This is a genomic window from Streptomyces europaeiscabiei (genome assembly GCF_001550375.1).
Classification (GTDB): domain Bacteria; phylum Actinomycetota; class Actinomycetes; order Streptomycetales; family Streptomycetaceae; genus Streptomyces; species Streptomyces europaeiscabiei.
The window spans coordinates 1-12193 of the sequence record NZ_LRTR01000655.1; the positions used below are offsets into that span (position 1 = coordinate 1).

Consider the following 12193-nt stretch of genomic DNA (forward strand, 5'->3'; position numbering starts at 1 on the left):
AGTCGTCCTCATCAGAATCTCAAAACCGTCACCCTTGACGCAGTAGCGCGGGGGTCGGGGCGGCGAAATCGTTGCCCTGCGCCGGCAGCCACGCCAGGGCCACCCGCGCTGGAAGTTCTGGAAGTTCTCGCCCGTGAGCGAAAGCGGCCGCGGCAGGGACGGCAGCCCCACGAGAACTCATTCGTCGTTTCTGGTGTTCTCGCTCGACAGGAACGTCTGGCGTGCCCAGAGGCTCAGCAGCGCGATCCCGCCGACCAACAGCGGCACCGGGTCACGGGCAGGAGGAGACAACACATATCCCAGCGCCGTGACCGTGCAGACCGTCAGGGGAATGAACGCCGCCGCACCCTCTATCCCCCATCGCAGTGTCGGCTGCGCAGCACCCAGGACGCTGGCCCCGCCGGGCACCCAAGGGCCGACAGCGACCACCAGCAGGCCCGCGGTACTGCAGGCGTCGGCCAGCTGACAGGACATCGCCTCGGGGCTGTACGGGCCGACCGTCCACAGTCGCAGCGTGTCGCCGATCAGCATGAGGGACAGCCCGCCGATCCCCACCCACAAGGTGACTCTCTGATCGCTCCGTACGAGACGGCGCAGGGCGAACAGGAAACTGAGGAACACGACCTCCGCGGTCCACAGGACACCGACCATCCCCGTCCCCAGCCGCCAGCCGTCACTGGCCCCCCGCAGCAGTACCCATCCGGTCATGAACACGGCCCCGGCTGTGACGACCCCGTCAAGCACGCGCCGCAGCAGGTCGTGGCGGCCTTTGCCCGCGTCGGCCGCGACCACCAGACCGGCCATGCCCAGGCCGACCGCCAGCGTCACTCCGGTGACCACCACCGAACCGAGCAGCGATCGCTCGTCCCGTCCCGAACCCGGAGGGTGGGCCGACAGCACGTGGACCGCCCCGCGGTACACACCCCCGGCTACCGCCGAGCCCCCCATCAGCAGCAGACGCGTCCGCACCCGTCCACTCGCCCCCCACGCTCGGAGCACCAGCGAGGCCGCCAACCCCCAGCAACCGGTGGACGGCCCGAAAGTCACCATCCGCGTCGCCGTGCTCCCGGCCATCCACGGTCCGCTGAGAGTCAGCACCGTTCCCATGAGGCAGGCCAGGCCCACCGCGGCCCAGGCCCAGGCCCCGTTCCGATGGCAACGGCCCGTCCGAGCCCTGAGCACGTCCGGCGACTTCCCCAATCCCGACATCAGGTGCGCCCTTCCAGCGGTCCCCCGCCCGCAGGGCTCATCAGCAGCCCCCGGATCCCTTCAGAAACCGTAGAAGACTCGCCACCTGCCCCGAACTGAACAGCCGACTCATTCACTCGTACTGCGTAAGGAAGGGAGGAGGGATCACCGGTCTCGGCTCGTGAGGCCACCTCCCGACGGCCTCGCCACCACCTGCACCCGTACCGAACCGACAGGCGACGTCAGGATGTTCCTGTCCGGCCTGCGGTGTGTTCGGCCGAGCACCGGACATCGGGCAGTATGCCCCTGTGCCCGTTGTGCCCGTCATACCCGGAACCGATGACCGCGCCGTCGAACCAGCACGGATCCGTCTGGTGGCGGCCGGGGCTGCGGTGGTGGTGGTCGGCGCGGGGCTGGGACTGCGGGCGGTGGCCGCGGGAGGTCTGGCCAAGTACGGCGGAGACGCGCTGTACACCGTCATGCTTCTGCCCCTCGTCGTTCTGGTGGCGCCACGAGTGACGCCCCTGACGGCCGCCGGAAGCGCACTGACCGTCAGTTGGGGGATCGAGTTCCTGCAGCTGAGCGGGGTGCCGGCGGAGCTCTCCCAGCGCAGCGCGGTCGCCCGCCTCGTGCTCGGTTCCACCTTCGATCCACCCGACCTGTTCTGGTACGCGGTCGGTGCGGCAGCGGGCTGGCTCGTCCACACCGCGGTGTGCGCCTACCTGTCGCATCGGCGTACAGGAACCAGTTGATACCGGCCTCCTGCGGCGGGCAGCGGTGCACAGCACCGGACACCCCAGTCCGCGGAGGGGCGAGCCGGCCGACTGCCGGGTCTCGGTCGGTGTGCACGCGGCCACCGACACCGCGTCCTGTCCACTGAGTGGGAGTTGTTCCCCCCGGGGAATGGGGGGCCGCTGAACTCGGCCGACCGCAGGCACTGGATGGCCGAACCGCTTGGGCACGAGGTACTGATCGGCAGTCAGTAGGACGCCGTTGACGGCACGTACACCGGCATCCTGGACCGCGAGTTCAACTCGGTCGCACCGAGGACGAGATGAAGTGGGACGTCACCGAGCGATCCCGCGGCTCGTTCACCTTCGGCCCCGCCGACCAGATCGTGAACCGTGCGACGGCCCGCGGTCGGCGCGTGCGCGGCCAGACGCGGTGCGGCACTCCCAACTGCTCCTGTCGGCATCAGTACCGCCGAGGTCGACCCACGACCGCCACGCACATCAACTGTGCGGTAGCAACCGGTGGGTGAGGGCCCGTCCCACCCGTGATGCACAGCCTTGTCACCGGAATCGATCAGGGGCGCCGGCACGTCCTGCTCGGCTGCCGGGCCCTCCCGCCCGTCGTCACACTCGCTGCTGTCCCCCGCTCCCCCGGCCGCCCACCAGTCCCTATTTGTCCCAGATCTTGCGGTAGGCCTGACGGTAGCCCTCCGAGTCCCAGGAGAGCGCACCGCCGCTGTTGTCCGCGGTGGTGACGTGGACAGGGGCGACGTATCCGCTGGCCGACTCGCCCGCGAAGGCGCGGTTGAACTCGTCGATGATCTGCCATCCCTGTTCCGACAGGGGCTCGGGCACGGTGGCCGACTGGAACTGCTTGCCGTTGATCCGCTCGAAGGCTGACGGGTCACCGTCACCGGCGCCGATGCTGAACGGGGCGCCGTCACCCTTGTGACCGGCGGCGCGCAGCGCTGGTGCCGCGTGGTCGAAGTACAGGTCGTTGATCGCGGCGGAGTAGGTCCATCTGTCGCCGAAGCGGGATTGGAGGGAGGAGACCTTGGCGACGGTCCGGCTGTTGGCCTCCGGGATGGGGATGTCCTCGTAGCTCAGCAACTCGACATCGGGGCAGGTGGCCAGTCTCTTCTTGATCAGATCGGACTTCCGCTTGGCGAACGGTATCGAGGCGTCGGTGAACAGCACCACGCCGGCCCGGCCGCCTGAGCGGGCGATGATCCAGTCGGCGCTGATCTCCGCGACTTCCTCGACCTTGGTGGTGACGTTACTGAAGAGCTTCGGATCCGTGCTGGGTCCAGGGGTGGCCGTGGCGTGCCAGCCGATCAGCGGGATGCCTGCGGCGTCCGCCTGTTCGACCTGCTTGGCCACGGACTTGGGGTCGAAGCCGCCGATGACGATGCCGGAGGGCTTGAGGGCGAGGGCCTCGGCGAAGGCCGCCCGGATGCCGGCGGGCGTACCCTGCCCGTCGATGGTGCGGACGTCCCAGCCGAGGACCTTCGCCGCTTCCTGGACGCCCTTGGCGACTCCGGAGACACCGGGGTTGGTCATGGTCTGGGCGACATAGGCGACGGTCCTGCCTGAGACGGCCTCAGGTCCGGTGGTGGGGCCGCCCCAGGGGGCGTTGATGTCCTCGGCCTCCTTCACGGCCTGTCTCGCCTCGTCGAGGACGGCAGGGCAACCCGGCTCCCGCGAACCGACGGTGGACGTGTTGGTGGTCGAGCCGCTGTCACAGCCGCCGACAGCAGTGGCCACGACCAGGAACGTGACGGCTGCCGCAGTCGCTTTGCGGGTGGGGTGCACGGGGTCTCCTCAACTGGACACAAGGGGGTACGGGTTGCGTGGGGGGAGGAGAACGATCCGGCAGACGGCCGGAATCGCAACGGCGGCAGCACCACGGGCTGCGGCCCGGTGGGTTGTCGCGGTGGGAATGTAGCAGGGCACCGACCGGTCCCTCCACGGAGGCGGCACCGCTCAGTAGGCGCGCGTGAACAATTCGTAATCAATTCTTGATTACACACAGGCTCACAGCGATCACGCAGACGATAGTCTCCGACCGACCGGATCCGGACACATGACGTGATCCCGTCGTTCACGTCACCTGTGCGATCGCTCATGCCCGGCGACACCGTGCGAGCGTCGTACCCGCTCCCGTTCGTCGACGGTCCTGCCGCCACGACACCGCGGTCGCCACTCACCAGAACTCGAAGGAGGCCAGCGTGCCCACGAACACGGTGGAGCCGCCGCCCGGACGCAGGGACCGGACTCCTCCGTTCCGCCAGAGAGCGGTATCCGTTCTCGCCCGCTGGCCGTTCCGGCGGAAACTCAACGTGCTCGTCATCGCGCCCATCGCGGTCGTCGGCGTGCTGCTCGGCATCGGCGTCGCGGGCCAGATCGAGCAGGTCCGCGACGCCGACCGGATCGCCGAACTGGTGCGTGACAGCGAGCAGGTCACGGCGCTCATCAACGACGTACAGGCCGAACACCGGCTGGCGCTCCTGCTGTCCGTGCAGTACGAGGCGGACCGCCCCGGAACAGCCCAGCCGTCGACGACCGCCTACCTGGAGGCGCAGCAGGCCACCGATGCACGGGTCGCCGCCGTGCGGTCCGCGTTCCAGTCGAGCCTGCCGGCCGAGGAGACACAGGCACTCGAGTACATCGGCAGCCTCGACTCCCTGCGCGAGAAGCTCGGTCGGGGCTATGTCCCCGCTGCCAACATCGACCCCGCCTACGCCGCCGCGGTCGGCTACCTCATCGACGGCATCGGACTCGACCGCTTCGCCGCGACCTCCGAGTCCTCGGTCACCAACCTGCTGGACGCCGTACTACGCGCGGACGCGGCCCACGCGGCTTTCGAGAGCGCCGTGTTCTCCGCACAGACCCGAGACGCCAACGCTCTCACCGAGTACACCCGCGCGGTCGGCGCCCACGAGCTCTACACCTACCAGTCGGACCGCTTCGGCCGTATCGCCACGCCGGAGCAGGTCCTGAGCATGGACGGCATCGAGCGCAGTGCCGAAGAGAACGACGTCACCTCCCAGTTCGCGGAGCTCCAGGTCGATCCGGGCTCCCTGCAGTCGCAGACCACGCGGGAACTGCGCGAGAAGATCGCCGCCGGAGAGCGGCAGGCCGACACGCGCCTCGGCATCACCCGGACGCTGATCAGGCAGACCGCCGCTCAGGCCGACTCGCTTTCCGCGAACGCCCTGCGCAAGGCATGGTCGATGCTCGGCGCGGCACTGCTCGGCTTCGCCGCATGGCTGGCGTTCTGTGTCCTGGTCCGGCGCTCGGTCATCCGCCCCCTCATGGCCCTGACCGGATCCGCCCAGCAGGTGGTCGAGGCCGCGGACGAGGAACTCGCGCGGGTCGCGGACGACGAGTCCGCCGGCGGCACCCCGTTCCGGCCGCAGGCCATCCCGGTGCCGGTCCGCGACGACATCGGTGAGTTGGCCGAGGCGTTCAACCATGTGCAGGTCACCGCCTCCGCGCTGCTGGAGAGGCAAGTACTGTCCCGCCGCAACGTCGCCGAGATGTTCGGCAACGTCGGGCGCCGGGTCAGTAATCTGACCACCCGCCAGCTGACGCTGATCGATGCCGTGGAACGCGAGGAGACCGACCCCGACCTCCTCGAACGGCTCTACCGCATCGACCACATCGCCGTACGCCTCCAGCGCAACGCCGACAGCCTGATGCTGCTCGCCGGGATCCGGGAGACCGACGTGGAGGCCCGGCCGGCCACGCTGGTCGACGTCATTCGCTCCGGCCTCGGCCGGATCGAGGGCTACCAGCGGGTGTCCCTGCGGTCCGAGACGGACATCACCGTAGGGCCCGACATCATCGGTGACCTGACGCTGTTGCTCGCCGAACTGCTGGAGAACGCGGTCTCCTTCTCCCCGTCCGACACTCCTGTCGAGGTGGTCGTGCGGCCCGGTACCGACGTCACCAAGGACGGCGGGGCTCTGATCGAGGTCATCGACCACGGCCTCGGCATGAGCGCGGAACGCCTCGCCGAGGAGAACGCCCGCCTCGTCCGCAGGGAACGGCTCGACCTGGTACCGACCAAGGTGCTCGGCCTCTTCGTGGTCGGCAGCCTCGCCCGCCACCTCGGACTTCGCACAACTCTGAGCCGTACACCGGGAGGTGGTGTCACCAGCACGGTCTGGATCCCCTCCGTACTCCTGCTGACGATGGGCCCTGTGGACGCCACACCGCCCGTCGCCTCGGGCCCGACCGGGACCGCGGCAGCGCCCACGACGAGGCCCGAGGGGACGGCCTCCGTAACCGCCGAACCGGCCACCGCGACCGTTCCCGAGCGGCGGCCGACCACCGTGTCACCCCACAGTGACCTGCCCCGACGCGTCCCGCCTCGCCTCGGCGCGGCGAGGACCACCACTGCCGAGGGGCCTTCGCCGACAGCCACCCGGCCACTACGACGACGGGTCCGGGGCGCGACGCTCACCGTGACCACCCCAGCCGGCGACCGAAGCATCCCACCGGTGCGACCGCCTCTCGACGCCGACGCCGTCCGCTCGGAGATCGACGAGTTCGAGGCCGCCGTGCGCAGGGCGGAGCAGGACAGTGCCGCGCCCCCGGACGGAGCAGGCACCACCACAACACCGGAAACTCCAGAAACCCCAGAAGGCCAGAAGGAGACGGGCAGTGACCACGTCGACAGGTGACAGCACCCCCGAACAGGCGAAGTCCAACGACCTGCGAACCGCGGCAGCCGACTTCACCTGGTTGCTCGACCGCTTCGCCACGGACACCGCCGGAGTCGTCGACGCCATCGCGGTGTCGTCCGACGGCCTGCTGATCGCCGTCTCCCAACTACGCGACAGGGCCGACTCCGAGCGGCTCGCCGCGATCGTGTCCGGCATCACGAGTCTCGCCGCAGGCGTCTCCGGCAACTACAGCCTGGGCGGTCTCAACAAGGTCATCATCGACCTGGAGGGCGGGCATGTACTGGTGTCGGCCATAGGCAACGGTGCCGTACTCGGAGTGGTCGCCTCCAAGGAGGCGAAACTGGGCAACATCGCCTACGAGATGACCCTCTTCGCCAACCGCGCCGGGGCCGCACTCACCCCCCAGCTGGTCATGGAGCTGAAGAACAACGTCGGCTCCACACCGGCCGGCTGACCCATCCCCGCAAGGCAGGAGGTCGTCGCCATGGCCGTCGGTGGACAAGGACCGCATGAGGCAGCAGAGGACACGGGGGGCGGCCCGCCGGAGCCGGTCGGCCGCGCCCCCGCCGTCCGGCCGTTCCTGCTGACCGCCGGCCGGGTCTCGGGGAGCGGCGCAGCGGCACCGATCCCGATCGAGACCCAGATCGTGGCGACCTCGACCGGGCTCTCCGTCCTCGGCACGCTCGCCTTCGAACACCACGACATCGTCGCCGCCTGCCGACGGCCGCAGTCGGTGGCGGAACTGGCCGCCTGCCTGCGGCTGCACCTCAATGTCGTCCGGGTGCTCGCCGAAGACCTGTGTGCCGCCGGGCACCTGGCGGTCCATGTGCCAGGCGCCCGGACCGCCCAGGACATCTCCGTACTGCGAAGGGTTATCAATGGTCTCCGTGCCGTCCCCGATTCACGGGGCACACTCCGCGACAGCGGCTGAGCAGCCGCCGCTACCGGTCAAGCTGGTCATCGCCGGCGGCTTCGGGGTCGGCAAGACCACCACCGTGGGCTCGATCTCAGAGATACGGCCGCTCACCACGGAAGCCGCGATCACCGAGGTCGCGGCAGGCGTGGACGACCTCACGCACACGCCCGGCAAGACCACCACCACCGTCGCCCTGGACTTCGGCTGCATCACCCTCGACCCGACCCTGAAGCTGTACCTGTTCGGGACACCGGGCCAGGACCGGTTCGGCTTCATGTGGGACGACGTGGTCGAAGGCGCCCTCGGTGCCCTGGTGATCGTGGACACCCGACGCCTCGACGACTGCTACGCGGCCGTGGACTACTTCGAGCACAAGCGCATCCCTTTCGCGGTCGCCGTCAACGCCTTCGACGGAGAGGTCGAACACGACCTGGACGAAGTGCGGTGGGCACTGGACATCGCGGAACACATCCCGCTGATCGTCTTCGACGCACGCAGGACGGGCTCCGTCCGCGACGCGCTCCTGGTCGTACTCGACGTCGCCCTCTCCCGCGCCGAAACGGCTGCGGCGACCTGACTTCCCCCTCCTCGCCCGGGTGGTGATGTCGGACACCAAGAACAACCTGTTCGAGGCGACCAACGTGCACAAGGTCGCCGGCCGCAACCCCGATGCCGCCGCCGGGCCCGGCGTGCCACTCCAGGTGCGCGTACGGCAGACTCCGCTCCGCCAGGGCCCTGACGACGGCCGGCCCGGCAGGTCCCGCCCCCTCACGGAAGCGACTGCCAGACATGGCATGTCTGAGTGGGCCTAATACGCGACAAAAGCGCCGCAAGTAGCGCATACATCTCGCCCACGGGCTACTTTTCATCCCTGCACGCTGGTTGACATCCCATGGCTACATGGCCGACCTTCGTGCGTGGCCCCTGCGTTCCCCTTGTCCCCTTCCGCATCAGGGATGTGTCCATGCCGAACTCGATCAACAGACGCCAACTGCTGGCCTCCGCAACCTGCGTGGCCACGGCGGCCGTTGCCGGAGGTGTGCTCGGTGCCGGTGTCGCCGAGGCGGCGCCCGGCAGGTACACGCCCGACTGGAACTCGGTCGACCAGCACCCGCCGGCTCCGGAGTGGTTCCAGGACGCGAAGTTCGGGATCTACTTCCACTGGGGTGCCTTCAGCGTCCCCGCCTTCGCCAACGAGTGGTACCCGCGCAGCATGTACGAGGCCGGGAACAACGCGAACCAGCATCACATCGCGACCTACGGCCAGCCATCAGCGTGGCCGTACCACAACTTCATCAACGGAGCGCGGGACCTGGCGGGCAACACCGTAGAGTTCGCCCCGAAGCTGAAGTCGGCCGGCGGGAAGTTCGACCCCGAGGAGTGGGTGCAGCTGTTCGTCGACGCCGGCGCCAGGTTCGCCGGCCCGGTCGCCGAGCACCACGACGGCTTCTCCATGTGGGACAGCCAGGTCAACGAGTGGAACTCGGTGAAGAAGGGCCCGGGGCTGGACCTGTTGGGACTCTTCTCCACGGCCATCCGTGCCAAGGGCCTGAAGCTGCTGGTGGCCATGCACCACGCGTACAACTTCACCGGCTTCTACGAGTTCGCCCCCGCGCAGACGAACAGCAGCCTCAAGAAGCTCTACGGGCAACTGGGTTCGGCCGCGGCGAACCAGCTCTGGTTCGACAAGCTCAAGGAGGTCATCGACCACGCCCAGCCCGACATCCTGTGGCAGGACTTCAATCTGGACGCCGTCGACGAGACTCAGCGCCTGAACTTCCTGGCGTACTACTACAACCAAGCCAACAGCTGGGGCCGCGAGGTCGTCGCCACGTACAAGGACGGCATGAACGGCAAGGGCGAGGTCTTCGACTACGAACGCGGCGGCCCGGCCGATCTCACCACCCCGTACTGGCTGACCGACGACAGCCTCTCCAGCAGCAGTTGGTGCTACACCCGGGGCATCGGCTACTACACCACCCAGCAGATGCTGCACTCCTTCATCGACCGGGTCAGCAAGAACGGCAACGTGCTGCTCAACATCGCGCCGATGGCCGACGGCACCATCCCCCAGGCACAGAAGGACATCCTGCTCGCCATCGGCGACCACCTGAAGCGCTTCGGTGAGTCGGTGTACGCGACCCGCGCCTGGACCGCGTACGGCGAAGGCCCGACGAAGATGGGCGGCGGCTCGTTCACCACCCCGCACGCCGGCACCGCCCAGGACATCCGTTTCACCCGCAACAAGGCCAACACCGTCCTGTACGCCACCGTCCTCGGCTGGCCCGGCAGCTCGCTCACGATCAACACGCTCAGCCCGGACCGGATCAACCTCTCGTCACTGACCTCGGTGAAGCTCCTCGGCAGCACCGCCGGCACCTACATCGACCTGCCCACGCCGACCCAGAACGCCTCCGGCCTCACGATCACCCTGCCGTCCTCCGCGCCGTACAACGCCAACGCGTACGTCCTGAGGCTCGACTTCTCCGGCACGATCCCCGCTCTGCGGCCGCTGGCCGGCGCCATCGCCTTCACGGACGTCAACTACACCGGCAAGGCCGCCGTCCTCACCGTCGGCGACCACACCGCGGCCGACCTGACCGCGGCCGGACCGGGCCCGCGCACCCTCTCCTCCCTCCGGCCGGCCCCCGGCTACCGGGTGATCGGCTACGCCGGAGACAACTTCTCCGGCACCTCCTGGACCTTCACCGCCGAGAACCCCGACCTCAGGGTCACCGGCAACAACGACCAGATCACCTCGCTGAAAGTCCAGTTCAACCCGGCGACGTACTTCCGGATCACCAACGCCACCAACGGCCTCGCCCTGGACAGCGGCGGCAACGTCGCCTCCGGCTCCGAGCTCAAGCAGTGGACCTGGAACGGCAACAACAACCTCCAGTGGCGGGCCGAGCAGGTCGAAGGCGGCTACTACCGGCTGGTCAACCGCACCAACGGCATGGTCGCCGACGGCTGGGGCGCCACCTCCAACGGCTCCGTCGCCCGGCAGGCCGCCTGGAACGGCGGCACCAACCAGCAGTGGACCATCACCCACCGGGGCGGCGACCGCTACTCGATCGCCAACCGCACCACCGGCCTGGTCCTCGACGGCGGCGGCAACGTCGACTCGGGCTCCAGCGCCAAGCAGTGGGCCCACGGCAACAGCACCAACCTGCTGTGGACCTTCACCGCGCTGTAGCCGACGGAGCCCGCTGACGAGGCGGGGCACATCCGTGCAGCATGTGCGACGGCGGAGCGGCCCGGTCACGTCCTGGATACCCGAGCGTGCCCGGGCTGCGCCGCCATCGCCACCTCGGGCATACGGGACAGCACTCCCGGTGGGCATCCGAAGATTTCGGGCCGGACGCGTGGTCGGCCGCGAACGCTGCAGACGCACCCTCTCGCAGAGAATCCACAACAGCAACGCCGACCGACGGTCAGAACTTCGACACGACCGGGCCGGGCCTCGGGGCGCGTGTCCCGGGGGCGGACGGCCACCACACAGCGAAAGGGACATGAGTGCAGAGAGATGGCATGCGTACGGCATGCAGGGCCCCGGGGTGGGGACGCGGGAGACGTGCGGGGGTGCTGACCGCGGTGATCGCCCTGATGGCCATGCTCCTGACCGGCTTGGGCACCGGCGGGACGGCGCACGCGGCCGCCGTGGACTCGAACGCGTGGTACGTGCTGGTCAACCGTGGCAGCGGCAAGGCGCTCGACGTGTCCGGCGCGAGCACGGCCGACGGGGCAGTCGTTTCGCAGTAGGCGTCTCGATCGCCCGCGGCCGTACGCCCGCCGGCCCGTTCGAGCCGTGCCCGGCCAACCCGATCCTCACCCACCGGGGCACCGACCACGCCGTCCAGGACACGGGCCACACCGACCTGGTCCAAGGCCCCGACGGCTCCTGGTGGATGGTGTTCCTCGGCGTACGGCCGCACGGCGGCACACCGGGCCGGCACGTGCTCGGCAGGGAGACCTTCCTGGCCCCTGTGACCTGGATGGACGGCTGGCCGGTCGTCGGCGAGGTCGGCCTGGGCCTGCCCGAGCTCCCGTGGCCGCTCTCCCCCGGCCCTGTCGAGGAGCACCGGGCCGACTTCGAGCTCGCCGCACTGCGACCGTCCTGGATCTCCGTGCGCGACCGGCCCGCCGATCACTGCACCACCAAGGAGCGCCCCGGATGGCTGTCGCTCCGCGCGCGGGGCGACTCCCTGGACGAGCCCGACGTGGTGTTCACCGGCCGGCGCCAACAGCACATGTCCTGCCGGGTGCGCACTCTGGTCGACGCAGCGGCGGGCAGCGGTGGCCTCGCCGTGCGGCTCGACGAGCAGCACCACCATGAGATCGAGGTGTCCGGCACGCGGGTGCATGTGGTCGCGCGCGTCGGCTCCCTGCGCACGGTCGTGGCCGAACAGTCCGTGCCCACCGGGCCGGTGATCCTAGCCGTCACGATCACGGAACCGCCGTCTCCGCACGGACCGTGCACCGGACCCGATGTCGTCTCCCTCGGCGCCGAGCGGTCCGACGGCACGCTCACCGAACTCGCGACCCTCGACGGCCGCTGCTGACGTTGTAGTTGCTGGTGAGCCAGCCGAGGGAGTCGATCGTCTTGTTGATCGCTTTGGTTGAGTTGGGGTAGGACTTGGCCACACGCTGCCGTTCGGGCGCCGCAC

At 69.2% G+C, this 12193-nt stretch carries 8 protein-coding genes and 3 pseudogenes; 9 read left to right on the top strand and 2 right to left on the bottom strand.

Annotated elements, in window-relative coordinates:
* Window positions 1–177: 177 nt before the first annotated feature.
* Window positions 178–969, bottom strand: a complete 792-nt coding sequence (locus AWZ10_RS31915) for a hypothetical protein (protein WP_234360745.1) — start codon at window positions 967–969, stop codon at window positions 178–180.
* Window positions 970–1553: 584 nt separating this feature from the next.
* Here AWZ10_RS31915 and AWZ10_RS31920 point away from each other — a divergent pair.
* Complete coding sequence (locus tag AWZ10_RS31920; protein WP_079104516.1) at window positions 1554–1940, top strand: ribosomal maturation YjgA family protein; 387 nt, start codon at window positions 1554–1556, stop codon at window positions 1938–1940.
* A gap of 243 nt (window positions 1941–2183) precedes the next feature.
* Window positions 2184–2350 (top strand): annotated as a pseudogene (locus AWZ10_RS48425) (endo-1,4-beta-xylanase); the annotation flags it as partial.
* 238 nt (window positions 2351–2588) lie between these two features.
* On the opposite strand, the gene AWZ10_RS31925 reads toward AWZ10_RS48425, so the two are convergent.
* Window positions 2589–3731 carry a substrate-binding domain-containing protein gene (locus AWZ10_RS31925; RefSeq protein WP_060892701.1) on the bottom strand — a complete coding sequence of 381 codons (1143 nt, stop codon included), beginning with the start codon at window positions 3729–3731 and terminating at the stop codon, window positions 2589–2591.
* 416 nt (window positions 3732–4147) lie between these two features.
* On the opposite strand from AWZ10_RS31925, the gene AWZ10_RS31930 reads away from it, so the two are divergent.
* The 7 genes and pseudogenes from AWZ10_RS31930 to AWZ10_RS31960 all read left to right on the top strand — a co-directional run.
* On the top strand, window positions 4148–6607 hold the full coding sequence (locus AWZ10_RS31930; RefSeq protein WP_079076630.1) for a sensor histidine kinase: 2460 nt from the start codon (window positions 4148–4150) through the stop codon (window positions 6605–6607).
* A complete protein-coding gene (locus tag AWZ10_RS31935; RefSeq protein WP_060892703.1) occupies window positions 6588–7064 on the top strand; it encodes a roadblock/LC7 domain-containing protein in 477 nt (158 codons plus the stop codon). The genes AWZ10_RS31930 and AWZ10_RS31935 overlap by 20 nt, the downstream gene beginning before the upstream one ends.
* 30 nt (window positions 7065–7094) lie before the next feature.
* Window positions 7095–7541, top strand: coding sequence for a DUF742 domain-containing protein (locus AWZ10_RS31940; protein ID WP_060892704.1), 447 nt, complete (start codon window positions 7095–7097; stop codon window positions 7539–7541).
* Window positions 7489–8103: a GTP-binding protein gene (locus tag AWZ10_RS31945; protein WP_037698049.1), complete on the top strand. Its 615-nt coding sequence runs from the start codon at window positions 7489–7491 to the stop codon at window positions 8101–8103. Before AWZ10_RS31940 ends, AWZ10_RS31945 begins: the two co-directional genes overlap by 53 nt.
* Window positions 8104–8490: 387 nt before the next feature.
* Window positions 8491–10722 carry an alpha-L-fucosidase gene (locus AWZ10_RS31955; RefSeq protein WP_060892706.1) on the top strand — a complete coding sequence of 744 codons (2232 nt, stop codon included), beginning with the start codon at window positions 8491–8493 and terminating at the stop codon, window positions 10720–10722.
* A gap of 410 nt (window positions 10723–11132) precedes the next feature.
* Window positions 11133–11285 (top strand): annotated as a pseudogene (locus AWZ10_RS48430) (RICIN domain-containing protein); the annotation flags it as partial.
* Window positions 11285–12082, top strand: a pseudogene (locus AWZ10_RS31960) (family 43 glycosylhydrolase); the annotation flags it as partial. The pseudogenes AWZ10_RS48430 and AWZ10_RS31960, both read left to right, overlap by 1 nt.
* Between the last annotated feature and the right edge of the window lie 111 nt (window positions 12083–12193).